20 protein-coding genes and 1 pseudogene are annotated in these 23,417 nt (G+C 56.4%); 15 read left to right on the top strand and 6 right to left on the bottom strand.

The genetic code is table 11. From position 1 onward, the window contains the following. Nucleotides 1-32 precede the first annotated feature (32 nt). Both WNY61_RS16570 and WNY61_RS16565 read right to left on the bottom strand, forming a co-directional pair. Nucleotides 33-2,438 carry an extracellular solute-binding protein gene (locus WNY61_RS16570; RefSeq protein ID WP_342852553.1) on the bottom strand — a complete coding sequence of 802 codons (2,406 nt, stop codon included), beginning with the start codon at nt 2,436-2,438 and terminating at the stop codon, nt 33-35. After that, nucleotides 2,431-3,105, bottom strand: a complete 675-nt coding sequence (locus WNY61_RS16565) for a response regulator transcription factor (protein ID WP_342852552.1) — start codon at nt 3,103-3,105, stop codon at nt 2,431-2,433. The genes WNY61_RS16570 and WNY61_RS16565 overlap by 8 nt, the downstream gene beginning before the upstream one ends. A gap of 163 nt (nt 3,106-3,268) precedes the next feature. On the opposite strand from WNY61_RS16565, the gene WNY61_RS16560 reads away from it, so the two are divergent. From WNY61_RS16560 to WNY61_RS16545, 4 genes are all read left to right on the top strand, one after another. Then, nucleotides 3,269-4,240: a tripartite tricarboxylate transporter substrate-binding protein gene (locus WNY61_RS16560; RefSeq protein WP_342852551.1), complete on the top strand. Its 972-nt coding sequence runs from the start codon at nt 3,269-3,271 to the stop codon at nt 4,238-4,240. A gap of 82 nt (nt 4,241-4,322) precedes the next feature. Next, a complete protein-coding gene (locus WNY61_RS16555; RefSeq protein WP_342852550.1) occupies nt 4,323-4,790 on the top strand; it encodes a tripartite tricarboxylate transporter TctB family protein in 468 nt (155 codons plus the stop codon). Continuing rightward, a complete protein-coding gene (locus WNY61_RS16550) occupies nt 4,790-6,310 on the top strand; it encodes a tripartite tricarboxylate transporter permease (protein ID WP_342852549.1) in 1,521 nt (506 codons plus the stop codon). The genes WNY61_RS16555 and WNY61_RS16550 overlap by 1 nt, the downstream gene beginning before the upstream one ends. After that, nucleotides 6,288-7,328, top strand: coding sequence for an AbrB family transcriptional regulator (locus WNY61_RS16545; RefSeq protein WP_342852548.1), 1,041 nt, complete (start codon nt 6,288-6,290; stop codon nt 7,326-7,328). The genes WNY61_RS16550 and WNY61_RS16545 overlap by 23 nt, the downstream gene beginning before the upstream one ends. A gap of 176 nt (nt 7,329-7,504) precedes the next feature. On the opposite strand, the gene WNY61_RS16540 is transcribed toward WNY61_RS16545, so the two are convergent. After that, on the bottom strand, nt 7,505-9,139 hold the full coding sequence (locus WNY61_RS16540) for an ATP-binding protein (protein WP_342852547.1): 1,635 nt from the start codon (nt 9,137-9,139) through the stop codon (nt 7,505-7,507). Between the two features lie 564 nt (nt 9,140-9,703). Here WNY61_RS16540 and WNY61_RS16535 point away from each other — a divergent pair. The 4 genes and pseudogenes from WNY61_RS16535 to WNY61_RS16520 all read left to right on the top strand — a co-directional run. Next, a complete protein-coding gene (locus WNY61_RS16535; RefSeq protein WP_342852546.1) occupies nt 9,704-10,195 on the top strand; it encodes a twin-arginine translocation pathway signal in 492 nt (163 codons plus the stop codon). A 5-nt stretch (nt 10,196-10,200) separates the two neighbouring features. After that, the gene (locus tag WNY61_RS16530; RefSeq protein ID WP_342852545.1) at nt 10,201-10,806 is read left to right on the top strand and encodes a ferric reductase; all 606 of its coding nucleotides are present in this window, start codon (nt 10,201-10,203) and stop codon (nt 10,804-10,806) included. A 91-nt stretch (nt 10,807-10,897) separates the two neighbouring features. Then, a complete protein-coding gene (gene yghX, locus WNY61_RS16525) occupies nt 10,898-11,812 on the top strand; it encodes a YghX family hydrolase (RefSeq protein WP_342852544.1) in 915 nt (304 codons plus the stop codon). 364 nt (nt 11,813-12,176) lie between these two features. Continuing rightward, nucleotides 12,177-12,434: pseudogene (locus tag WNY61_RS16520) on the top strand (transposase); the annotation flags it as partial. A gap of 202 nt (nt 12,435-12,636) precedes the next feature. On the opposite strand, the gene WNY61_RS16515 reads toward WNY61_RS16520, so the two are convergent. Further along, nucleotides 12,637-13,524 (bottom strand): LysR substrate-binding domain-containing protein, encoded by an 888-nt coding sequence (locus WNY61_RS16515; protein ID WP_342852543.1) that lies wholly within the window; start codon nt 13,522-13,524, stop codon nt 12,637-12,639. A gap of 103 nt (nt 13,525-13,627) precedes the next feature. On the opposite strand from WNY61_RS16515, the gene WNY61_RS16510 reads away from it, so the two are divergent. Both WNY61_RS16510 and WNY61_RS16505 read left to right on the top strand, forming a co-directional pair. Beyond that, nucleotides 13,628-14,767: a TauD/TfdA family dioxygenase gene (locus WNY61_RS16510; protein ID WP_342852542.1), complete on the top strand. Its 1,140-nt coding sequence runs from the start codon at nt 13,628-13,630 to the stop codon at nt 14,765-14,767. Continuing rightward, entirely contained in the window at nt 14,764-15,483 is a 720-nt protein-coding gene (locus WNY61_RS16505) for a class II aldolase/adducin family protein (protein ID WP_342852541.1), read from the top strand. Before WNY61_RS16510 ends, WNY61_RS16505 begins: the two co-directional genes overlap by 4 nt. A 230-nt stretch (nt 15,484-15,713) precedes the next feature. Here WNY61_RS16505 and WNY61_RS16500 read toward each other — a convergent pair whose 3' ends face one another. Continuing rightward, nucleotides 15,714-17,078, bottom strand: a complete 1,365-nt coding sequence (locus tag WNY61_RS16500) for an aminotransferase (protein ID WP_342852540.1) — start codon at nt 17,076-17,078, stop codon at nt 15,714-15,716. Between the two features lie 107 nt (nt 17,079-17,185). On the opposite strand from WNY61_RS16500, the gene WNY61_RS16495 reads away from it, so the two are divergent. From WNY61_RS16495 to WNY61_RS16475, 5 genes are read left to right on the top strand one after another with little or no spacing between them, the layout of a single operon-like run. Further along, nucleotides 17,186-17,854, top strand: coding sequence for a helix-turn-helix domain-containing protein (locus WNY61_RS16495; RefSeq protein WP_342852539.1), 669 nt, complete (start codon nt 17,186-17,188; stop codon nt 17,852-17,854). Next, entirely contained in the window at nt 17,851-18,732 is an 882-nt protein-coding gene (locus tag WNY61_RS16490) for an ABC transporter permease (protein WP_342852538.1), read from the top strand. Before WNY61_RS16495 ends, WNY61_RS16490 begins: the two co-directional genes overlap by 4 nt. Then, the gene (locus tag WNY61_RS16485) at nt 18,729-19,535 is read left to right on the top strand and encodes an ABC transporter permease (protein ID WP_342852537.1); all 807 of its coding nucleotides are present in this window, start codon (nt 18,729-18,731) and stop codon (nt 19,533-19,535) included. The genes WNY61_RS16490 and WNY61_RS16485 overlap by 4 nt, the downstream gene beginning before the upstream one ends. Before the next feature lie 4 nt (nt 19,536-19,539). Continuing rightward, nucleotides 19,540-20,619: an ABC transporter ATP-binding protein gene (locus WNY61_RS16480; protein WP_342852536.1), complete on the top strand. Its 1,080-nt coding sequence runs from the start codon at nt 19,540-19,542 to the stop codon at nt 20,617-20,619. Between the two features lie 26 nt (nt 20,620-20,645). Beyond that, nucleotides 20,646-21,683 carry an extracellular solute-binding protein gene (locus WNY61_RS16475; protein ID WP_342852535.1) on the top strand — a complete coding sequence of 346 codons (1,038 nt, stop codon included), beginning with the start codon at nt 20,646-20,648 and terminating at the stop codon, nt 21,681-21,683. 508 nt (nt 21,684-22,191) lie between these two features. On the opposite strand, the gene WNY61_RS16470 is transcribed toward WNY61_RS16475, so the two are convergent. After that, nucleotides 22,192-23,172 (bottom strand): ABC transporter substrate-binding protein, encoded by a 981-nt coding sequence (locus tag WNY61_RS16470; protein ID WP_342852534.1) that lies wholly within the window; start codon nt 23,170-23,172, stop codon nt 22,192-22,194. Nucleotides 23,173-23,417: the final 245 nt, after the last annotated feature.

Genomic DNA, 23,417 nt, shown 5'->3' with positions numbered 1-23,417 from the left:
GAAAACTTTGGCAAAGCAGTAGCCCCCCATCATTAGGGCAGCCTTGCAAGAGATGTGTCCCAGACGGACAGGAAAGCCTGCTTCTTTAAGACATCAAGAAACGTCAACAAAGCGGGTGTTAACTTAATCGGAAGGAATGTGCCTCGGTTCTCCTTAATCAGCTGTTCAATTTCCGTGCGGGCGGGGCCGTTTGACCTGATGGGAATAAGCGGCGTCTGCTCGGCGATGGCGCGCTGGCCCATTTCAGAGAGGAGGAAAGTGACAAAGCTTGCTGCAAAATCCGGGTTTCTGGAACCGGCAGGCACAAACGCTGTCCGTGTCATCACGAGGTTGTAGTCCTCAAAGAAATGCAGACCGAGGTGCGGCATATCCGCGACGAGGCTGCTGGCGTAGGATCCGATTGTATTCACCGCGAAAGCCAAGTCGCCCTTTGCCACCGCCTCCACCATCTGTGATGTGCAGCAATAAATACGAAGGCCCGCGCGGCCTAACACTTCGATCAAGCGTTGGGCCTGCGGGCCTTGCAGGCTGTCTTGGGAGGCATAGAGGTAACCTACGCCCGACGCCCGCAGATCGTAGCTGCCAATACGGCCTTGCAGACGGGTTTCATTGGCGCGCACAAAAGTTGCGAGCTCGCGGTGGTTTGCGGGAAGCTCGCTCGCCGAAATCGCCCTACGGTCATAGACTACGGCGGCTGGCTCGAAGGTGAAGCCAAAGAGTTCTGAACGCCATGCGGCCCATTCAGGCGGGCTGGCGTCAACCGGAAGGGAAACCCGCTGGGCAAGGCCGCGGTTTACGAGATCCACTTGGAGATCCATCGCCGAAGAAATCACGACATCCGGCATCTCGTCGGGGTCGCTGTTAAGTATCCGCTGGTAGAGGTCGATGGTTTGGAATTCGACATAGTCGATCTCAACGCCCGGGGTAGCGGCGATGAAAGCGTCGATCAGAGGCTGCATGGCCGGGGTGTCGGTCGCACTATAGATGCGCAATGTTTGCGCCTGCGCGTGCGATCCAGCGAAAATCAATCCAAAGATCAGCGATAGGGACACAGCGAGGCGCTTGAATATCAAAGTGACATTCAACCCGCCAAGCAACGACCGCCCGAGGCGCAATTCCGCGTCATGGCCTTCGGCGACAGCTTTGACGATCGACAGGCCCAACCCTGAACCTCTGGTGCTGTCAGACAGGGACGTGAAACGCTCAGTGGCCTGCGCCAAATTCGGCTCAGCAATGCCCGGCCCTGCGTCATCGACACTAAGGCGCACCATTTCGTCAGCCTCGTCGAGAGTGATAGTGACCGTGTTGTCGGCAGGGCCATGCCGGACCGCATTCTCGATCAAATTGCGTAATGCCTCACGGATCGACAGGGCATCGCCGTGGATCATATCTCGGCCGGGCGCGATGCCTTCGTCCTCAAAGGAAAGGGCGATTTTGCGCATACGGCTGTCCTTGAGACTTTCGGCGAGGGTGTCTCGGACCAGCGATCTTAGAGCAACCGGATGCATGCTGGCCTTATCTGATCGGTGGATCACCATCGCGTTCGCCAAGAGCTGGTTCGTCAGCCGCACTGTGCGGTCGGCCTGTCTGTCAGCTCTGACCACCCGGGCGCGCATACCGTCGAAATCCTCGGCGTCGACAGCCAGTGCCAGATGCCCTTGTAGCGCTGAAAGTGAGGTTCGGGTCTGATGTGCGACGTCGGCGATAAAGGTCTCGGTCAGGGTTCGGCTTTGATCGAGACGGGTGATGAAACCGTTGATCGCGTCGAAAAGCCCGCGAATTTCGCGTGGCGGCGCGCCCTTGACCGGCGACAGATCATTCGGCGCGCGTAGCCTCAGGTCGCCTGCGATTTGCCGCAGCGGGGATAGCGAGGTGCGGATGGCGACCCAGACGAAGCCGAGCCCGATCAGGGACAATGCGCCCAGCCCGATCAGACCGCTAAGGAAGAAGGACCATTGTTGCGATGCGCGTTCCTCGACAGTCTGCCCAACCTGCACCGCGACCCATTCCGCCCCCGTCGGGGCATTTAGGCGTCTGCCCTGCAGGACAAAGCGAAACGCCGCACCCCGGTAATCTGAATCGTAGAACGCAGGCTCGGCGGCCAACTCGCTGTTTGTCGGGAAAGGCAGGTCTTCGCTGCCGGTGATTTCTGCTTTCCCGGGCACGAACACCCGGTATTGAACCCGGTCCACCGGGTTCAACGACAGGATTTCCAAGGCGGAATAGGGCATGTCCACGGTCGGCCCGTCAGGCCCAACCGAGACCCGTTCCAAGATCGACAGCGCAGCCCCGGCGAGCAGTAAGTCGTGGGTGCGGTTCGCTGCCGAGCGGGCATAGGTCCAGAGCAGGATTGAGATCAGGATAAGCAGGATCGCGAAACCCGCAGCCATGCTGAACAGCAATCGCCGTTGCAGCGAATGGCCGGGCCGTTCAGTCATCGTCCGACACATAGGCCATATAGCCCAAACCCCGCGCCGTCTTGATCACCAGATGGGTGCCCTCGAGCTTTTTCCGCAGTCGCGTCACAAGCTGTTCCACCGCATTCATGCTGGGCGTTTCTTCGAAGGTATAAAGACGGTCGGCAACTTCTTCCTTGGTCAACATGCGGCCAAGGTTGTCGATCATGATCTCCAGCAGTTGCACTTCGCGGGCACGCAGCTGCGCGTCCTGACCGTGGATCGTCGCGCGTTTGGCAGCGCGGTCAAAGCTAAATGCGCCGACTGTGAATAAGTTGCTGGCACTGCCCGAACGCCGTCGTGCCAGAACGCGGCAGCGGGCGGATAATTCGCGGAAATCAACCGGCTTAATCATGTAGTCATCTGCGCCTGCATCAAGACCGAGCACTCGGTCGTCGATTTGGCTGCGGGCGGTCAGGATGATCACGGGGGTCTGGTCGGACCGCGCCCGGAGCGAGCGCAGCACGTCGTAGCCGCTGCGTCCGGGCAGGTTCACGTCCAACAGAACGATATCAAAGTTGATGTGACGCAACAGTTCATTCGCTTCGTTGCCGTCGCTTTCGCGGTCAACGGAATGCCCCTCTGCCCGAAGCCGATCCACGATCGTTTCGGCCAGTTCGTCATTATCTTCCACAAGTAGTATGCGCATTGCCCTTGGATAGCAGAGCGGCAATGACCCGGGAAGATGGAGAAACCGCGCCGCGGCCCAGGTCAGTGTCCTGTCAGCTTGGCGTCAGGGTTGGATCAGGAAGCTTCTCTATAGATGTCGGACCCCGGGGTGACTCGGAGACATTGTTCAGGGAGGAACACCAATGAAATTCACTCGCTTTGGCGCAGCAATCATCGTTGCCGCCGGTTTCGCAGCATCCGCATCTGCGCAGGTTCAGATCGACGGCCCGGAATGCGTGGCCCCGGCAAACCCCGGTGGCGGTTTTGACCTGACCTGCCGGGTGGCGCAAACCGGCCTTGACCCGCATATTGATGCGCCGGTCCAGGTCACTTTCATGCCTGGCGGCATTGGCGCTGTGGCCTATAACCTTTTCAACTCAACCCGCACCGATGACGAATCGGCCATCGTTGCCTTTTCGACGGGGTCGCTACTGAACATCGTCACCGGCAAATACGGCGCCTTCACCGAGAAGGACGTTCGTTGGGTCGGCACCGCTGGTGCGGATTTCGGCGCAGTAGTCGTGCATGCGGACAGTGACTATACCGATTTGTCACAGTTGATGAGTGACTTCTCCGCCGATCCTGCGTCTGTCGTTGTGGGTGCAGGGGGTTCCGTCGGCTCGCAAGACTGGATGAAAGGCGCGCTCTTGTTGCGCGAAGCCGGAGCCAAGCCGATGGACATGCGCTATGTCGCGTTCGATGGCGGCGGTGATGCGATTGCGGCCCTGCTGGGTGGCTCGATCGAAGTCTACATGGGCGATGTGGGTGAAATGGTGCCGCATATCGAATCCGGTCAGATGCGCTTGCTCGCCGTGATGTCGCCCGAGCGTCTGGAGGCACCCTTCGCCGAGATTCCGACCGCGATGGAACAAGGCTTTGATGTCGAATGGACCATCCTGCGCGGCTTCTACATGGGCGGCGACGTATCCGACGAAGACTACCAAAAGTGGGTTGATGCCTTCGAGGCCGCCTATGCAACGCCGGAGTTCGCCGCCATTCAGAAAGAGCGCGGCTTGCTGCCTTTGAACCTTGCGGGTGACGAACTTCAGAAGTCCATCGAAGAGCGGGTCGAGAACCTTCGCGCCATCGCGAAAGAGGCTGGGCTGATCAACTGATCGCCAATCCTTGCGCGGCCCGCACTGTCCACCGGTGCGGGTCGTCCTTTCATGTCACACCCCAGACGTTGAGGAGGCCAACATGGTCGACCGAATTTTTGCCGGGGTCCTGCTGGTCGTAACGCTTGCCTATGCGGTCATCGCGTTCACCGCCATCAGCGCGCCCTTCCAGTATGACCCGCTTGGCCCCGAAAGCTGGCCGCGCATTCTGTCGCTCGTCGCGATTGTCTGCCTGCTGGTGATCCTGTGGAAACCCGACACCGAAGAGATGGGCGTCAGCCGTCAGACCTGGTTCCGTCTGGGTGCCACGGTGATCCTGCTGATCGCCTATTCCGAACTTTACGAGCCGCTCGGCTTCATCCTCGCCACGATCCTCTTTGGCACGACGCTCTGCGCGATGCTGGGGGCGGGGTTCTGGCGCTCGGCGCTCTTTGGCGTCGCCACGGGGGTGCTGGGCTATCTGCTCTGCGCCATGCTTTTGGATCTCAATCTGCCCGAGGGTGAGCTCTACGAGGCGATTGTCGACAGCTTTGAAAAGGAAGATTTCTGATGGAAACCGTTCTGACCGGCCTTGCCACAGGTTTTGGCGTGGCGCTCGACCCGTTCAACCTCTTTCTCGTCCTAGCAGGCTGTTTTGCTGGCACCCTGATCGGCGCGCTGCCGGGCCTGGGGCCGATCAACGGCGTGGCCATTTTGCTGCCCATCGCCTACGGGCTCGGCTTTGGCCCTGAATCGGCGCTGATCTTGCTGGCGGGCATTTACTACGGTGCGGAATACGGTGGGCGGATTTCCTCGATCCTGTTGAATGTGCCGGGAGACGCGGGCGCGGTCATGACCACGCTCGACGGCAACCCGATGGCCCGTGCCGGGCTGGCTGGGCGTGCCCTCTCGTTGTCTGCCATCGCTTCCTTCATCGGCGGCACGTTTGCGGTGATCCTAATGTCGCTCTTTGCGCCGACTTTGGCATCCTTCGCAGTAACATTCTCGCCCGCCGACTATGTGGCGCTGATGGTCTTCGCCTTCGCTTCGCTGGCCTCGCTGGTTGGCAAGAGCACGGTAAAGACAATGCTCGGCGCCACCATCGGTCTCATGCTGGCTACCATCGGCATCGACGCGAACACCGGCATTCCACGCTATACCTTCGGACTGCCGGATATTCTGGCGGGCATCGACTTCCTGATCGTGGTGGTGGGACTGTTCGGTATGGCGGAGCTGCTGACCCTCGTCGAGCACCAGGTTTCGGGCAAGCTCAAAGCCCTGCCGGTGGACAAAAGCTTTGTGCGCATGGCCGATCTGGCGAAATGCAAATGGACCATCGTTCGGGCCTCAGTCATTGGCTTTTTCATCGGCATCCTGCCCGGCACCGGCGCATCGGTGGCCTCTGCCGTCGCCTATGGCACCGAGAAACGGATCTCGGACAAAGACAAAACCTTTGGCACCGGCGATGTGCGCGGGCTGGCGGCGCCCGAAGCTGCCAACAACGCGGCCGCAGGCGGTGCAATGGTGCCTATGCTGACACTCGGCATTCCGGGGTCCGGCACCACGGCCATCCTGCTCGGCGCCCTGTTGATGTTTAACATTCAACCCGGTCCGATGATGTTCGTGCAGCGCCCCGAAGTGGCATGGGGTCTGATCGCTTCCATGTATATCGGCAACGTGGCATTGCTGGTGATCAACTTGCCGCTTGTTGGGCTGTTTGCGCGGATGTTGACGATCCCGCAGCATTACCTGACACCGCTGATCGCAATCCTGGCCTTCATCGGCATCTACACCATCGTGGGCAACCCCTTCGACCTGCTTCTGATCACTGGCCTCGGCGTGTTCGGTTGGTTCCTGCGAAAGCTCGACTTCTCGCTGGCGCCGGTCATCCTTGGCTTCGTGCTTGGCAGCTTGTTCGAGAATAACCTGCGCCGTGCGCTGTCGATCTCGGGCGGTGACTGGTCGATCCTGATCGCGGACTACAAGAGCGTCGTGCTCTATGTCCTCGCGCTTCTGGTGGTGATTGCACCAATCTGGCTGTCCCGGCGGGCCCGTAGGATGGAAGGCGATGCCACTTCGGAAGCGCTCTGAGGCGATGGCGCTTGATCTAAGATCATACTTGCCAACCCTAATGGCAGGAATTGCAGGGGCGGCTTTGGCCGCCCTTGCGGGCATTCCGGCAGGGGCGCTAATCGGCAGCACCCTTGCCGTCGCCGGTGTATCTGCCCTTGGCCTGAAGGTCGGCCTGCCGAATGGGCTGCGTGACCTTGCTTTCGCGACGATCGGCGTGTCGCTTGGATCGAGCGTAACCGAAGATGTGTTTGGGCAAATCGGCACATGGGGCATCAGCCTGTCGATCCTCATCCTGTCGCTGATCGTCACGGTCCTGACCGGACGGCTGCTCCTGACCCGGATTTTCGGGCTGGACGCGCAAACGGCGACGCTGGCCAGTTCGCCCGGCACCATGTCAAATGCCGTGGCCATCGCTGCAGAAGGCACCGGGGACGCGACGGCGGTGATGTTCCTCCAACTGATGCGCCTGCTTGCGCTGGTCATCCTCGTTCCCCCATTGGCCGTGGCATTTGAAACGTCGGAGGCTGCTTCCGGGCTGAACCAGACTGTCATGGGCCTTCCTACACTCTTCGGCTTACTGGCCGCCGCCCTATTGCTGGGGATGATCGGAAGCCGGCTGGGCCTCCCTGCGGCAAGTCTGCTGTCGGGCATGGTTGTCAGCTCCGCCGCCCACGCTGGAGGTATCGCGCAGGGGGCTACACCGGCGTGGGTCATTTTCGGGGCCTTTGCCCTTACGGGTGCCGTGCTGGGCGCGCGGATGAGCCGTGTGACCCTCGGCCAAATTCGCCGCTATGCGCTTGCTGGTCTGTCTACCGTCGCCACGGCGCTCATTGTTTCACTCATTTTTGCATTGATTGCTGTCGAGCTTACGACGCTTTCTTTCAGCCAGATTTGGATCGCCTATGCCCCCGGCGGCGTCGAGGCTATGGCCGCGATCGGTCTGTCTTTGGGGTTGGACCCGGCCTATGTGGCAGTCCATCACTTCGCACGGATCTTTGCTCTGGTTTTTATCGTCCCCATCGCTTTGAAGCTTTAAGATCGCAGCGCTGCGCCGCTCAATGACGATTGACTGGACGCTCCGGGCCTAAGTCCGCTGAGCCTGAGGATGCATACAGTCCAATCCGTCGAGCATGGTCCTGTATGCGCGCAATGTGCGCAAGGCAGGCCTTGGTGCATGTCGCAGCGAATGACCGGTTTCCGCCCAATAAGAGTTCAGGTCTTTCTAAATGACGATGCTGACAGGAGGTTCTCGATCTTCGCCCCTTCTATTCTCGATGTAGACGATGTTTCTTCTAACTGTCGCTCGCTCGGCAAAGCCAGAGAAAGCCGAACCCAAAATGTGGTCTGCACATTGATTTGTGAACTGTAGCCGATCTTACCGCCCATATTTTCGACAAGCTCTTTAGAGATGGCCAGCCCAAGTCCTGTGCCTTCTCGGTCCCGTGTTAGATGTTCTGCCTGCTGCGAGAATGGCTCGAACAACCGTTTGCCAAACTCGGGGGAAATGCCGCGGCCACGATTGGTCACTGTAATTAGGAGTGTCCCTTCATCGACTGCCGCTCTGACTTCAACTGTTGTGCCGGAGACAGAGAACTTCGACGCGTTTGAAAGTAGATTTGTAACTACCTGTTTCAGACGTTGGGCGTCGGCATGAACAATGATGGGATGTTCTGGCGCATCAACTGAGACGGATACTTCAAACTTGTTCGCGAAGGGTTCATTGTCCATGACTGTTTGGCGGATGATTTCTATGGCATCGACTTCAGTGATTTCAACAGAGAAGTGCCCAGCAGTAAGCTTTTGAAAATCGAGCAGATCGTTCACCACCTGGGTCAGCCGCTCGCCGTTCGGTCTTACATATTCGTCCTCAACGCGTGAAATGCTGGTGTTTCCAGCCAAAAGCCGTTCGACTTCAGCTTTAAGATTTTCCAGCGTTTTTTCACCGGAAAGCTGCCAGACCTTCTTCTCCTCAAGTTGCCCGGCGGCATACCCAAATAGCGTGTAGCAGACATCATTCAGAAGCATAAAAGCCCCGTCGAGGGACATAACAGCCATTGCGACCGGCGCGTTTGTCACCAGCATTTCCAAGCCAGCCCGGCGCGCATCTGCAAGGTCCAACGCGGTTTCAAGCGGTGTGATGTCGATCATTGTGCCGAGCACGCGCACCGGATCGCCCTGATCATCTCGTTCCGTCACTCTGAGGATGGACCGCATCCAGCGCCAATTGTCGTCACCAGCGCGCATCCGAAACTTGGCTTCTGACCGCTCGACTCGCCCTTCGATGCATTCGGCATCAAGCGATTCTACCTCTTCCCGATCGTCCGGATGGATCCGTTCGCGCCACTCGCGATCGGAATCTTTTCCGTTCGCATCGGACATGCCGAGTAATTGATACCAAGCGTCAGATGCGCGACCCGAACCCGTGCGAAGGTCAGATTCAAACACACCAATTTGGCTTCCCTCAAGCGCCAGATTCCAGCGTTCTTCCTGATCCCTCAGCGCGTACCAAGAATTTACGCGGTTCGTGACGTCATTGACGTTAACGATGGTAAAGGGCCGATCTGTAGCGTCCTTAAACCGGCTCAGGCTCACCTCTCCAAATCGCGCATCCTCATTCGAAGGGAGGGAGATGATATTCTCGAAATCCCCGATCTCAATGCCGGTGAAGGTCAGCTCACCGTTAGAGACCGACAGGGCTGGTAAGAATTCTGAGATTTGTACCCCAGTGGTCTTGGCTTTCCTATCCGGCAGCAGAGCCTCTGCGCTGTGATTACTGAAGACAACAAGGCCATCGTCGTCCACGATCCATACGCCGAACGGGCTGTTTTCGACGACTGACTGAAACATCGCTCGGGCTTCAAGGGGTTTTGCGCACATTATATTTTACCCACCAATGTCGGTTTTAACCCTAATAACTTCTTTATCTTCAGGCTCAAATAATCCGCCCAATTCAACAATCTGCAATCGCGACCATGCTCATGCAGTGCATGCTAACTTCGATCACGCAATCGTTCTACGTTTCACGCGATACGTAGCGAGATGATCTTTGTCTGGTGGGGAGATTGGGCATCACCGAAGTCGCAGGAACGTTTCGCCGCGGGGGGATATGCATCATGCGCGTCATCCTCAGCGCATGCTGCCGCAGATGGAGAGATTTTCGGTATTAATTCAAATTGCGGAACGGCTCAAAGCTGCCGTTCGCATGCGATGCGTCGAAGGTTCGCCCCCCACCGGGCTTGGCCGTGAAATTATTCAAAAAGCGTTTCCACATGCCTTTCTGCAGCTTCATTGGCGGTGCGAACAATCGATGAAAGTGAGGGCCTTCACAATCGCGTTAAAAACCTCATAGGCGCGATTTGCCCCGACCGATTATGGTATTGTGAGGAGCACTCCACAATGAGGACGAGCTTCATGCATGCAAACAACCTTACCCGCCGCGCGCTACTTGCCGTATCCGGTGCCGCTCTCGTGCCGGGCATCGCGGGCTTGGTCAGCCCCCTACAAGCAAAGGGGATCTCTCCGACACTAACCATGCGCGGCGGGGCGAACAATTACCTTTCCGGCGCACCAATCGTTGAGCGCATTGGCAACGGTGGCTTCTGGATGTCAGGCACAGTTTTGCGTGCAGGCGACGGGATGCCCTTGGCGGAAAGGCGTATCCAGATCTGGGCCCATACCACCGAGGGCCATGAGCGCGATCCGCACAGCCACGGCGCCACCCTGACCGACGCTCAGGGCCGCTTCCGATTAGAGATGCCTCAGATCGTTCCAGCATTTGGCCAGCCGCATGGTCATCTTGCCTATGATGACGATGTGGAGTTTAAGACCGTGTTCCTACGCCCCGTCATGGTCAGCGCCAGTGAAACCACCCTGTCGGCCGACTTCGTTCTCGAGGCTGTCTGACTCAGATGAGAGCGACCAAGGCCTTTTTGATCTGGGGCTGTCTTGTAGCCACGGTTATGGTGCCGCTTGTCGTCGCCGCCCAAAGCCCGTTGCTGCAATGGCGCCAGCCGATTTACATCGTTGCGGGTTTTGCCGGGATCGCGGCCATGGCTGCCATTCTGTGCCAGCCTCTGCTTGTGGGTGGCTACCTTCCGGGGTTGGCCGCGCGGGCTGGAAGGCGGACCCACCGTGTGATCGGAGCCGTGCTGATAGCATTGGTTGTCGTCCATGTTGCGGGGCTCTGGATGACCAGCCCTCCCGATATGATCGACGCGCTGACCTTTGCCGCGCCCACCGCGTTTTCCACCCTTGGCGTAATCTCGATGTGGCTGCTGTTTGGCGCTGCGGGTCTGGCCTTGATGCGTCGGCACCTGAGGATCAGAACCTGGCGCATTGGCCATGCGTCCTGCGTCACCCTCGCTGTTTTGACTGCCGTGGCCCATGCGATGCTAATCGAGGGAACGATGGGTTACTGGTCCAAGGCTGCATTGTGCCTCTGTGTGGTCGTGGCGGCGGCTAAGGTTATGGCCGACCTCAAGATTTGGCGCAGTTTCCGCAGGAAAAAAAGCTGAACGGCGGCACCCCCGGACCCCTGTCGCAATTCGTGACCATCGACCGTGCGGGCCCATGCTATCCTGAGCGGAAACAGCGGGAGATTCGCAGATGGATGACCAGAGCCCTCAACGCCGCCTGACCGCGGCTGACTTCGACCAAGAGCTTCTCGACCTCTATGATTACTACGCACACGGCAAAATCTCGAAGCGCGAGTTTCTCGATCGCGTGGGAAAATGGGCCGTGGGTGGACTGACTGCCGCCGCAGTTCTCAGCACGCTCACCCCCAACTATGCGCTGGCCCAGCAGGTGGCAGAGGATGATGCCGACATCGCGGGTGAAGACATCATCTACCAAAGCCCGAACGGCACCGGAGATATCACGGCTTATTTGGCTCGACCGGCTAATACCGACCCCGACCAGCCGCCAGCTGCGATATTGGTGGTCCACGAGAACCGCGGCCTTAACCCCTACATCCGTGATGTGGTGCGGCGACTTGCAAAGGCGGGCTTCGTTGCCATGGGCCCGGACGGCCTATCTTCCTTGGGCGGCTATCCTGGCAGTGACGACGAGGGCCGTGAGATGCAACGCGGCCTCGACGGCGAAGCCTTGCTGAACGACTTCTTTGCAGGGTTCGAATATCTTCAGACGCTGGAGGGCACCAATGGCAAGGTCGGCGCAACGGGTTTCTGCTACGGCGGGGGCGTCGTCAGCAAGCTGGCCGTAGCCTATCCGGAGTTGGCTGCGGGTGTGCCATTCTACGGAGCGGCTCCTGACAGTGCGCAGGTCGCGCAGATAGAGGCACCGCTGATGATCCAGCTTGCCGCGCTCGACCAACGCATCAACGCCATGTGGCCAGATTTTCAGAAAGCTCTGGAAGAAAACGACAAGCGCTACGAAGCGCATATCTATCCTGAGGTGAACCACGGGTTCCATAACGACACGACGCCGCGCTACGATGAAGTCGCCGCCAAGCTCGCTGAGGCGCGCATGGTAGCCTGGTTCCGCACCTATCTTGCGGGCTAAGTGAGTGCTATTGCATTGGCAACGCCACGCTGATCGCGTCCAACTGGAGGCGCGGGGTTGGGTCGTTGACACCGAAAGAAACCATGGAGTTCTGCCGGCACCACAATTTGGCTCGCGTCCCATGACCGACTTTTGCTTTGGCCGTCTTCTGGACACTGGTTCCAGAGACTTACAGTTAACGGAAAGGGGCGGTATCCGCACGAACGCGCAGTGCTCGGGGCTTCTCAGCGTCTGGTTAGCCGTTCAACTGGTTGTGGCTGGTCTATTAGCGAGGCTTTGTTGCACAAATAGGTTGATGGGTTTCACTGTATGAATCCAGTGTGATAGCTGAAGGGGATAAGCAGCTGGTCCCCAACCATAATAAGACCAAGAATTAAAGCGGCGCGGATCGTCGTCGATCTGGTTTGATCCTTAGATGGTGTGGGCGCCGCCGCCAAACGGCAAGCGCGGTCGGCAACAGCAATTCAGTGACGCGGCTATTCAAACGTGTCTAACGCTGAAGGTCCTTTTTGGCATGCCGCTCCGCCAGACAACCGGGTTCGTTCAAAGCTTGCTGCGGTTGGTCGTGCTTGATTGGTCAGCACCGGACTTCAGCACTCTTTGCCGCCGTCAGAAAACGCTGAACGGCTCTTGGCATACCTATCACTAAGCCCGTAGGCTAAATTCGTCTGGGGTAAGGGGAAGAACGTCATTAACCCGATTTGTGCAACAAAGCCGGTCTGAGGATAACACCGAAGGTGCGCGAGCTTTTGCAGAAAAACGGGATCCTATCTGGAAAGGGCGCTGAAATCGTTATGTCCGAGCTTTCACTGGACCGCGCGGGGCTATTGGTCCCGCGCCATGTCGACAGCCCACTTAACAAACGATTGGGCCGCCGCTTTCCTGCCCCCGGTTTTTGACGACGAAACAAAATAGGCTGTCCCGATATATTTGTCGCCGCCGGGCCATGAGCCAAAGGTGCCGTCACTCACCTGCTCTGATGTGATCGACTTCCACCCAAGCATCAGCCCGCGACCATCCAGCGTCGCCTGCACAGCCTGAATGTAGTTGTCGAACACCTCACCCTGGGGCTTGAACGTTTCCCCCGCGGCCCTCAGGTATTCCGTCCATCCCAGCCAGTGCTGACTCGTTGATCGCACATCGATAAGCCACGCTTGCGACAGCCCGCCCTGTTTCAACGCACGTTCGATCACGTCCGGCCGACCCACCGGGCAAATTCGTTCGTCAAAAAGTTTGATGGTCTCGCCGTCCTGCCAATCCCCCCTGCCATAGCGCAGCGCGATATCGATGCCGCGTGACAGCACAGGGCGGTCAAGGGGCGGGGCCTGTACATTGACCGTAATCGACGGGTGTTTGGCATAGAAATCCGACAAGCGCGGCATCAGCCAGTAGGTCGCCATGCCGATGGTGCAGGCCAATGTGACGTGGTTATCGTTACTGCTGTTTTCGGCGCGGATGTCGGCGATGGTGTCTTCGATAAGGGCCAAACCGTTCCGCGTGGCGCGGGCCAGCCGCTCTCCGGCTTCGGTGGGCCGCGCGGGTTTTGTGCTGCGGTCCATGAGCGTGGCACCGACTTCGCTCTCTAACAAACGAATGGCCCGCGTGATTGCTGGTGGCGAAACATTCAACCGCGCCGCAGCCTTGTGCATCGACCCCAGGCGGCACACCAATTCAAGCGTTTCAAGCGCATGGAGGAAGGATCGATCAGTCATAAGTTAACCCTCATGTTAACTTATATTCCGATTTTTGCGGCTTTTTCAAATGGCAAATCTGCTTGAGAATAGTGAAATTCGTCATTTCTCGAGGGCTTAGATCATGAACATACAGACCTCCCCCACAGCTCAAATAATATTGGAAGAAAACGGCCTTCGCATCCCACTTTCGAATGCGGAAATGGCCTATTTCAATTACTATTGGCTGCGCGATAATTGCCCCGCATCCTTCAGCAGCGTCACGCGCGAACGTACCTTTGATATCTTTCATCTGGACCTCCCTCCGCGGGCCAGTGCTGCGTTGGTCGAAGATGAGCATCTGGTGATTACATGGGCCGACGAAGACCACGTCACGCGCATGCCACTGGCAACGCTTGAGACCTATGCAAACGGCACGGCACGGCCCGATCCTGCCGACCTGCCTCGCAAACCGTGGTTCGGGGATCACTTCGCGGATGTGACACGCTTCACGCTTGATGAGCTAAAGACAGACCCCACCAAGCGCACCGCATGGCTTGAGGCGATGATCGTCGAAGGTATTTCGATCGTGACCCAGATGCCCGACACAGATGTAGCACTCACTGACCTTGCGAACTTGGCTGGAACAGTGCGTCCAACCTTTTTTGGCGATTATTTCGACGTGCGGACGCATATCAAACCGACCAACAGCGCCTATACCGCTGCGGCCCTTGAACTGCACACTGATGTCCCCGCCGAAGAAGCCGCGCCCGGCATTCAATACCTGCACATGCGCGCCAACAGCGTGGAAGGTGGGTTGAACCTGTTCGGGGACGGGGTTGCCGCGGCCAATGACTTCCGCAATATCGACCCGGAAGGCTTCAAACTGCTGTCCGAGATCGACGTGCCGTTCTACTGTGAACACGATGATTACGACATGCGCAGCTATCAGCGCGTGATTGAGCTCGACCAGAATGGCGAGGTATCCGGCCTAACAATCAGCCAGCATATGCTGGATCTGATCGACCTGCGGCAGGAGCTGCTGGACACCTATTACCCCGCTTTCTGCCGCTTCGGAAAACTGCTGCAGGATGACACATACATCATGAAATTCACGCTCCAAGCGACGGAGTGTATCGTCTTTGACAACCACCGCATCGTGCATGGCCGTGCCGCATATTTTGCGACAAGCGGTGAGCGTTATTTGCGCGGCACATATACAGACAGGGCGGAAATGCGCTCGACTTATCGGTCGCTGGTCTCCGAAGGGCGGTTTAAATCATGAATGTACATTCCGAAGTTGATACAATGGCGGCCCTGCGTGAAGACCTCGCCGCTGCCTTCCGCCTTTGCCATCAATTCGGATGGAGCGAATCCGTCGGCAACCATTTCAGCGCCGCCGTGTCCGACGACGGGCGTCAGTTTCTGCTGAACCCATGCTGGCAGCATTTCGCAACGATTGACCCCGACGACTTGCTGTTACTGGATGTGGATGATGACCAGACGATGTTGGGCGACAATGCACCGGACCCTTCTGCATGGGCCGTCCATGGCACGTTGCACCGTGAAATTCCCGCCGCGCGCGTGATCCTGCACTGCCATTCGCCCTATGCGACGGCTTTGGCAAGCCTAGAGGACCCCACCTTGCTGCCGATCGATAACAACACCGCGCGGTTTTGGGGCCGGATCGGATATGATCTGGAGTTCGGCGGAATTTCCGACAGCGAAGCCGAGGGGGCCCACCTTGCGCAAGCGATGGGAAGCAATACTGTTCTGGTCATGCGCAATCACGGCATCACAGTGACCGGCCCTACGGTCGCGGATGCGTTTGAGGACCTCTACTTTTTTGAGAAAGCCGCGCAAACTCAGATACTTGCACTCTCATCCGGGAAGCCGCTGGCCGTGTTGAGCGATGACGTCGCAAAGGCCACAGCGCAAGGCTGGAATTCCTATCGCGGCATGGCGCAACGTCATTTCGACTATCTTAAATCGACGCTTTGACGAACTTCTCGCCTAGGTGCCAAACGATACTGAAACGCGCCGATGACAATGAGTAGTAGGCTCATATTTTAGAACGGAGTCGCTTTTGCGTCTGCTTTGCTAAACCGAAGCGCCGTCTGTGATCTGGACTGAGGCCATAACACCGGTGATCACAGTGAGCACCAGTGGTCGAATTCACACCTCGCGGACAAACCGGTCATTTATTGCGGTTGAGAGAATGATCCCTCTGGTTATTCCTCTGCGGCGGCCTTCACAATTCCCGCACGCAGGATCGAAACCATTTTATCGATTTGAGGTTTTGTAATCGTAAGTGGCGGTGACATGACGCAGGAATTGTAAATTGGGCGCACGAGCAGCCCAAGGGTCTGGCATGCTTCATCTACCTTCGCGGCAAAGGCGCAGTCGCGGTCTTCGTCGGGATTGCCCGCGTCAAGTTCGCATTCGACACCTGCCATAAGACCGACAACACGCACGTCGGTTACAACTGGTAGATCATTTAGAGATTTCATGGCCTCGGCGAAATACGGCGCGATATCGCGCGCGTGTTCGAGCAATTTGCTGTCTTCGAAGATGTCGAGGTTCGCCATAGCGCAGGCCGCCGACGCGGGATGGCCGGAATAGGTAAAACCGGACGTAAACGCGCGATACTCATTCGTGGATGCGTTGATATCATTGATTAGACGGTCCGAAATAAGCAGCGCGCCCATCGGCAAATATCCCGATGTCATGCCTTTGGCCGTCGTGATCATGTCGGGCACGACGCCAAATACGTCCTCCGATGCAAAATAGTACCCCAATCGCCCGAAGGATGTAACGACTTCGTCTGCAATAAAGAGAATATCGTATTTCTTACATATCTCGTGGCAGCGCTTGAAGTACCCCTCCGGCGGAACAATAACACCGCCCGAACCCATGACCGGTTCTGCGATAAAGGCTCCGATCTTGTCCGCGCCGACCTCGAGGATTTTGGCTTCAAGTTCTGCGATCAACATATCGCCGAAGTCTTCAACCGACATTCCCTTTGGCCGATCCTTGGGCTTGGGGCTAGAGATGAAATGGCCCAGACCCTTAGCCATATCCATATGTGCCTTTTCGCTTTTCTTGCCTGATACGCTGCTGCTCAGGTAAGTGCTGCCATGATATCCATTCACACGCGAAATGATCTGCTTCTTCTCGGGACGACCGAGACAGTTGTTGTAGAAGAAGACAAAGCGCAACGCTGAATCAACAGCCGTAGACCCACCTGTGGTGAAGAAGACGTTATTCAGATCACCAGGCGCGATGCTGGCCATGCGTTCGGCCAGCTTCGTTGTGATGGGCGCGGACATCGTCCAAGGCGAAAAGTAGGAAAGCTCCTCCATCTGGTTCACGACGGCGTCGATGATCTCGCGGCGACCGTGGCCGACGTTGACGCACCACATACCGCCTGGGCCGTCGATCAGGTTATTGCCCTCAGAGTCTTTGACGTAAATGCCTGAACTTCCCTCAAGCACGGTCGCCTCATCCTGCCCAAGTGCGGTGACATCCTGCCAAGGGCGCACGATGTGGCTGTCTTCGCTGCGGACGTCAGTTTGGCTGTTTGATGTATCTGTCATGCTGTGTCCTTTGAAGAATGCCGGCTGTCGCGACGCATTATGGCACACGTTCTGCGCAGTATTGATATTTCTATAGTCAGGTATAATTTTAGAATCAACTATAATATTTGTTGATTTTTACCGGCAACCGCCCTTACAAGCTTCACATGGGATTACGCGAACAACAGAAAATCGAACGCAAGCAGCACATCCTTGACGCTGCGGCTGAATTGTTTGCGCGGGACGGATTTGATGCTGTGAAGGCAGAGCATATTGCCGAAACTGCGAGGGTTTCGGTGGGGACGCTTTATAACTACTTTCCGGGCAAGAACGAGATCCTCATGACCCTGATCGCCATAGAAAATGAGCGGCTTGAGGATATGGGTCAGACATTCGCGCCAGATTTTAATGCCCCCGCTGCGGACATCTTCAGCGCCTTCCTGCTTCAATACTTCGCCCCGGAATCTATGCTTTTGAACAAAGCACTTTGGCGTAAGGGGTTCGCGATCTCCTTTGCTGACGTCACATCAAAGGAAGCACGTCGTCTGCGTCGATCTGACCGCGTGCTGAGTGATCAAGTCGTTGCATTGGCCGAGGATCTGCAGTCACGCGACCTATTGCGGAACGACCTTGATAGCGCTGTTTTTGGCAGGACACTCTTTAACAACGCGAACATGATGTTCTTCGATTTCACCCGTTCAGAAAACCGAACATATCAAGATGTAACAGAAGGAATTGAGGCGATGACGCGTGCCCTTGTTGCAATTGCATTGCCCACAGAGCAGGCGAACAAATGATAAAAAGCGCGCGATTGGATTCCGATGCGAGACGCGGATTGTCGCAGATTAGCCTGCCGCTTGCGTTCTCTGTCCTGTTGTTGGCTGCACCCCTGGCGATATTACTTGCGATGAGCTTCTGGACGCAGGACTTCTTGACGCTGGACCGCACATTCACGCTCGCCAATTTCAAAGAAGCGTGGACGAGTCCGATCTATCGGACGTTGATGCTACGCTCGCTAAAGATCTCGATCATCGTCACCGTGCTGACAGTCGGACTTGCGTATCCTGCGGCCTATTACATGTCGTTTGTGGCCCCCAACAATCGCAAGGCGATGCTGGTGTTTTTGATCACCATTCCGTTTTGGACGTCCTATTTAATGCGAATTTTCCTGTGGAAGGTGATCCTTGGATTCAACGGGGTGGTCAACGGATCGCTCATGGGACTGGGTTTTATAGACACGCCGCTAGATTGGATCAGTTACAATCAGTTTGCCGTTGTCATCACACTAAGCCATGCGTGGTTGCCTTTTGCGGTATTGCCGATCTTTGTGGTGATGGAAAAGGTAAACCGGTCTTATCTGGAGGCCGCGCAGGACCTTGGCGACACCCCGTTCCAACGGTTTCGTCGAATTACCTTGCCGTTGTCGATGCCCGGTGTTGTGGCGGCGACGCTGATTGTTTTCATCCCGACGATTGGGGACTACGTGACGCCCAAACTGGTCGGTGGACCGGACGGGTTGATGATTGCCAACATGATCGAAATCCAATTCAAGAATGCTAATAATGCCCCATTGGGAGCCGCACTTGCGCTATCGGCCCTGCTATTGGTGAGCAGCGTGGCAGGTATCTTTGTCTGGCTCAATCGCCGCTATCTGAAAGCGGAGGGCGCAGCATGAGCAGGCGCGTTCTCACAATGTTTATGATCATCTTCATGATCTTTCTCTATGCACCGACACTCCTTTTGCCGATCTTTGCTTTCAATGACAGCAGCATTATCTCGTTTCCGTTATCTGGGTTTACGTTTAATTGGTTCAAATCGTTGGGCGCTGCAGAGGAATTGCGCAAAGCTGCCGGGACCAGCCTAATCATTGCCTCCGTCAGTTCCATAATCGCAACCATGCTCGGCCTATTGGCAACGTCGGCCACGGTCCGATACCGGTTTCCCGGCAAAGGTTTTGCGATTGGTGCGATCATGCTGCCGATGTTTTTGCCTGAAATCATTATCGGCGTGTCTTTGCTCACCGTCGTACTTCTGGCGGGGTTCAAGCTCTCTATCTACACCATCATTATGGGACATGTGTTGATCTGCACGCCGTTCTGCATCGCAATCTTGCGCTCATCGTTCCAGCAACTTGATCCTAGTTTAGAAGAAGCATCGCTCGATCTTGGTGAATCCCGCATCAATACATTTCGTAGGGTGACCTTACCGTTAATTATGCCCGGCGTGGTGTCCAGCTTACTCATCGCCTTCACCATTTCATTGGATGAATTTGTGATCGCGTTTTTCCTTTCAGGAACCGAGCCCACGCTGCCAGTCTACATTTGGTCGCAACTGCGTTTCCCACAGCGAATTCCTAGCGTTATGGCCCTTGGCACACTTCTGCTGATCTTGTCGGTCGTGCTTCTGACACTTTCCGAATTGCTGAGGCGGCGCAGTGCGCGCCGTCTTGGCCAAAAAGCGACAAGCGGGGCTTTGTAGAGCGATGATCAAACTTTCCAACATCGAAAAATATTATGGCACGTACCACGCGCTGCGTGATGTGAATTGCCACATAAATGAAGGTGAATTCTTTTCGCTTCTTGGACCATCAGGCAGCGGTAAGACAACGCTGTTGCGCACCATTGCGGGGTTCGAAGAGATCGATTCTGGCACCGTATTGATTGGCGGTCAATCGATGGTCGGCGTGCCGCCCAACATGCGGCCCACAAACATGGTCTTTCAAAGCTACGCCATTTTTCCGCACATGAGTGTCGCGCAGAACGTGGCCTACGGGCTCCGCTCGCAACGTTTAAACAAGGCTAAAACGGCCGAAATGGTGACGGAGTCGCTGGGGAAGGTGGGCCTCGCGGGCTACGGCGAACGCGCCGCCCACGCGCTGTCAGGCGGACAACGCCAGCGCGTTGCCTTGGCGCGCGCACTGATCCTGAAGCCGAAGGTCTTGCTGCTGGACGAGCCGCTTTCCGCGCTTGACCGAAAACTTCGCGAAGAAATGCAGTCGGAGCTTCGCCGTTTGCAGCGCAGCCTCGGGATTACCTTCGTTCTGGTGACCCACGACCAAGAAGAAGCGCTGACGATGTCGGACCGCGTCGCCGTGATGTTTGAAGGGCAAATCGCACAACTGGATTCTCCACAAGCGCTCTATAAACGACCTGCTTCCAAACGTGTGGCCGAATTCTTCGGGGCGATGAACATCCTTAAAGCGGACATTCTTGAGGTGAAGGGCGACATCGCGACGACCAGGATCGAAGGGTTGGGTGTTGCGGACCTTGCCTTCAATCCTCAACCGTGTGCGGACGCATCAAGTCACTACTGTGCGGGGGTGCGCCCGGAATTGATGACCATTCTGGACGATGGCGCGATGGCCTACGACAAAGAGACCCCTGCCACCGTGACCGATGTCGAGTACCGTGGAGAGCTGACTTACTACGATGTCAAATTCGAGGGCTCTGACACACCGGTTGTCGTGTCTATGCGAAACACCAGCAACCGCGAACTAAGAGAAGTCGGACAACAAGTCCGCATCGGCTGGGAGAGCGCTTCGGCGGTTCTTCTGCTGGATTAAATACAAGCCAACATTGGAGATTTAGAATGCTAAGAACCTTGAAACGAACAACGACGGCAATCGCTTTCGCTGCCATGCCAACCCTTGCCGCAGCGCAGGAACTGATTGTTTTGGATTGGTCTGGTTTCGAAGATCCGGGCTTTATCGGGGCCTACATCAAAGAACACGGCGGCCCGCCAAACTATTCCTTTTTCGGCGAAGAAGAAGAAGCATTCCAGAAATTGCGCGCAGGGTTTGAGGTCGACGTAGCACACCCATGCTCGCAATCCGTATCGAAATGGCAGTTGGCCGGTTTGATCGAACCGCTTGATACGTCGCGCATTGATCGCTGGGATGATGTGAACGAGGTAAAGGAAGCCTTCGTGATTGACGGCGATTACTACATGTTGCCGACCGACTGGGGCACGACGTCCCTTGTCTACCGCACTGATTTGGTTAATGCGTCTAAAATGGACAGCCTGCAGGCTTTTCTTGACCCAGAATTTGCCGGCCGGGTTTCGCTGCCCAACAATGTCGATGACGTTTATGCGCTCGGGCTTTTGGCGACAGGTGTGACCGATTGGAGCGACGTGACACAAGAACAGTTTGAGGCCGCCTCTGCTTGGCTGCGTCAGGCTCATTCTAATGTTGTTACGTATTGGGCTGACAACGCCGAGCTTGCACAGCTGATGACCACGGGCGAGGTTGCGCTTGCATGGGCATGGAACGAGACACCTACGACGCTTATCGGCGAAGGCATTCCCGTTGCGAGTAATCGCGAAGCCGCTGAAGGATCGTCTTCGTGGTTCTGCGGCTATGTGAATGTGGTCGACGGGCCAAACTCCGAAGACTTGATGTATGATTTCCTCAACGCTTGGATGGAGCCTGCCACCGCCGACTACATCGTGGAGGCCTGGGGTTACGGCAGTGGCAACCAAACGCAGATGGCGTCCTTGGGATCTGGCGTGCTAGACAGTGTCGGCCTCGGTGAAGTGTCCGCGCCGGTCTTGGCGCAGGGTCCGCTGGACAATAAAATGCGTGAGCAGATGATCGTCGAATTTGAGAAGATTAAGGCTGGATTTTAAAGAGAAGCCCATCTCGATCAGGGGCTGTGCCTAAGACGCAGCCCCTAATTTAAACGCAAACCGTGTGGCCCAGATCCAATCAGATGCGCTTGCTGACCGTTTGTATGATCCGTTTCGGAATTCCCTTCTCGATGAGAAACTCTCATACGGCTCATTCAGGCGAGCTTTGGTGGAACAGAGTTTCAAACCACTTAAAATCCGGCGGCGTACAGGGGCGCTATCAAGTCTTCGGTAAACGGCTTCTCAGTTTTCTTTTGAATCGACAGGATTTCCCCCTATCAAATGGTGGGCCATGCACGGGTCCGAACCGCCTGCGTCGACATCTAGATTACAAGTCTTTTCCTCACCCCTTCATAGTTGAAACCCGATAGAAGATCTGCTTTCAGGCTGTTCCGCACAAGGGCACCGATTAAGTTGGTTCGCGTGATAACGCCAACGAAACGGCCTTCGGCCAGAACCGGTAGTCTCGCATTAAAATGGGCCCGACACTTTGGCCGGGCCGATATCATTACCTATCTTCCAGAACCGCCGACAATTTCGTGCGCGCGTCTTCGTTCAGCCAATCGCGCCAGACATCCTTGTTGTTCATCAAGAAGTGTACGGCCGCTTCTTCGGTAGAGGCTTTGTTCGCATCCTTCCAAGCCAGAAGAGCGCTCATCTCGCTGGTTTCAAAACTGATATTGCTCATCAATTCGGCAACGTCAGGGTACTTTTCCGCAAAGTTGGTGGTTGCGACCGTGTAAACAAGGCTCGGGGGATAGGAACTTGGCTTCGGGTTTGTGACATCGGGGCTTAGGTTGGCCGCGTGGGCGTCAAGGTCGACGTCACCGATATCCACCATGGTCATATCAAGCCGCCCCATGAGCGCCGTCGGCTCCCAGTAATAACCGAACCACGGCTCCTTGGCTTCGTAAGCGGAGGCAAGAGAGGCGGCCAATGTTTCACCGCCACCGTGATCAAAAACCTCAATTCCGGCCTCTTCAAAACCGTAGGCGCGGGCGATATTGCGGTTGATCGTGCTGCAGACCCAACCGCCTGTCGGGCAGTTGTTGAAGTGATTTCCAACCAATTCGGGGTTATCCAGAATGCCTTGGATGGTTTTGAGCTCTGGGTGCTCTTCTGCAAGATAGGTTGGGATCCACCAAGCCTCGAGGCCACCGGGCTGCAAAACTTTCGTCATATCCTGGATGACGCCGTCTTCTTTAAGCTTCTCGTAGGCGTTGCCCGCAGAGTTAACCCAAAGCTCAGTGACGATATCTGGCTCGTTATTCTCGGCGAGCGATGTAAGAGCAGGGATCGTATCAGAGGGCACACGCGTGACTGTGCAGCCGTAGCCCTGTTCCATCAAAAAGGTGGCGATCTCAGTTGTGATGATCGCGGATGAGAAGGTCATCTCGGTGATGCTGACTTCGCCGCATTCGGCGGCGGCAATGGTGGGGGCGGCTCCGGCAATAGCCGCGGCTGAGAGCCAGATTTTAAGGTTGTTCATTTCGACATTCTCCCGATTATTATTTCTTTCGTTCCTTGAGGGCGGGGCGGAACTGCGAACTGAGAGAGAATACCATTTCTAGTCGGTTTCTTTGATTTGTCGCGCGAAGCCACTTAAACATATCGCTTCATTCAGTTGAAGCTTCCTCGTGATGACTTCCAACTGATAATATACCATAAGACTGATTATTGGTTTTTCTTTTGTAGCCGGGCGCGCGCTATCCCCAAGTGCGAATTCTGTATTAA

Source organism: Sulfitobacter sp. AS92, from assembly GCF_038900015.1.
Lineage (GTDB): Bacteria > Pseudomonadota > Alphaproteobacteria > Rhodobacterales > Rhodobacteraceae > Sulfitobacter.
The sequence above is the reverse complement of the archived record's forward strand: the minus strand, read 5'-3'. Positions and strand labels throughout refer to the sequence as shown.

What these genes read in the sequence shown, in the direction of transcription:
- WNY61_RS16550 (WP_342852549.1), top strand. Translation starts at nt 4,790, where the DNA reads ATGGAAACCGTTCTGACCGGCCTTGCCACAGGTTTTGGCGTGGCGCTC.
- WNY61_RS16545 (WP_342852548.1), top strand. Translation starts at nt 6,288, where the DNA reads ATGCCACTTCGGAAGCGCTCTGAGGCGATGGCGCTTGATCTAAGATCA.
- WNY61_RS16535 (WP_342852546.1), top strand. Translation starts at nt 9,704, where the DNA reads ATGCATGCAAACAACCTTACCCGCCGCGCGCTACTTGCCGTATCCGGT.
- WNY61_RS16555 (WP_342852550.1), top strand. Translation starts at nt 4,323, where the DNA reads ATGGTCGACCGAATTTTTGCCGGGGTCCTGCTGGTCGTAACGCTTGCC.
- WNY61_RS16565 (WP_342852552.1), bottom strand. Translation starts at nt 3,105, where the DNA reads ATGCGCATACTACTTGTGGAAGATAATGACGAACTGGCCGAAACGATC.
- WNY61_RS16515 (WP_342852543.1), bottom strand. Translation starts at nt 13,524, where the DNA reads ATGACTGATCGATCCTTCCTCCATGCGCTTGAAACGCTTGAATTGGTG.
- WNY61_RS16490 (WP_342852538.1), top strand. Translation starts at nt 17,851, where the DNA reads ATGATAAAAAGCGCGCGATTGGATTCCGATGCGAGACGCGGATTGTCG.
- yghX (WP_342852544.1), top strand. Translation starts at nt 10,898, where the DNA reads ATGGATGACCAGAGCCCTCAACGCCGCCTGACCGCGGCTGACTTCGAC.
- WNY61_RS16470 (WP_342852534.1), bottom strand. Translation starts at nt 23,172, where the DNA reads ATGAACAACCTTAAAATCTGGCTCTCAGCCGCGGCTATTGCCGGAGCC.
- WNY61_RS16510 (WP_342852542.1), top strand. Translation starts at nt 13,628, where the DNA reads ATGAACATACAGACCTCCCCCACAGCTCAAATAATATTGGAAGAAAAC.
- WNY61_RS16485 (WP_342852537.1), top strand. Translation starts at nt 18,729, where the DNA reads ATGAGCAGGCGCGTTCTCACAATGTTTATGATCATCTTCATGATCTTT.
- WNY61_RS16480 (WP_342852536.1), top strand. Translation starts at nt 19,540, where the DNA reads ATGATCAAACTTTCCAACATCGAAAAATATTATGGCACGTACCACGCG.
- WNY61_RS16475 (WP_342852535.1), top strand. Translation starts at nt 20,646, where the DNA reads ATGCTAAGAACCTTGAAACGAACAACGACGGCAATCGCTTTCGCTGCC.
- WNY61_RS16505 (WP_342852541.1), top strand. Translation starts at nt 14,764, where the DNA reads ATGAATGTACATTCCGAAGTTGATACAATGGCGGCCCTGCGTGAAGAC.
- WNY61_RS16530 (WP_342852545.1), top strand. Translation starts at nt 10,201, where the DNA reads ATGAGAGCGACCAAGGCCTTTTTGATCTGGGGCTGTCTTGTAGCCACG.
- WNY61_RS16540 (WP_342852547.1), bottom strand. Translation starts at nt 9,139, where the DNA reads ATGTTTCAGTCAGTCGTCGAAAACAGCCCGTTCGGCGTATGGATCGTG.
- WNY61_RS16500 (WP_342852540.1), bottom strand. Translation starts at nt 17,078, where the DNA reads ATGACAGATACATCAAACAGCCAAACTGACGTCCGCAGCGAAGACAGC.
- WNY61_RS16560 (WP_342852551.1), top strand. Translation starts at nt 3,269, where the DNA reads ATGAAATTCACTCGCTTTGGCGCAGCAATCATCGTTGCCGCCGGTTTC.
- WNY61_RS16570 (WP_342852553.1), bottom strand. Translation starts at nt 2,438, where the DNA reads ATGACTGAACGGCCCGGCCATTCGCTGCAACGGCGATTGCTGTTCAGC.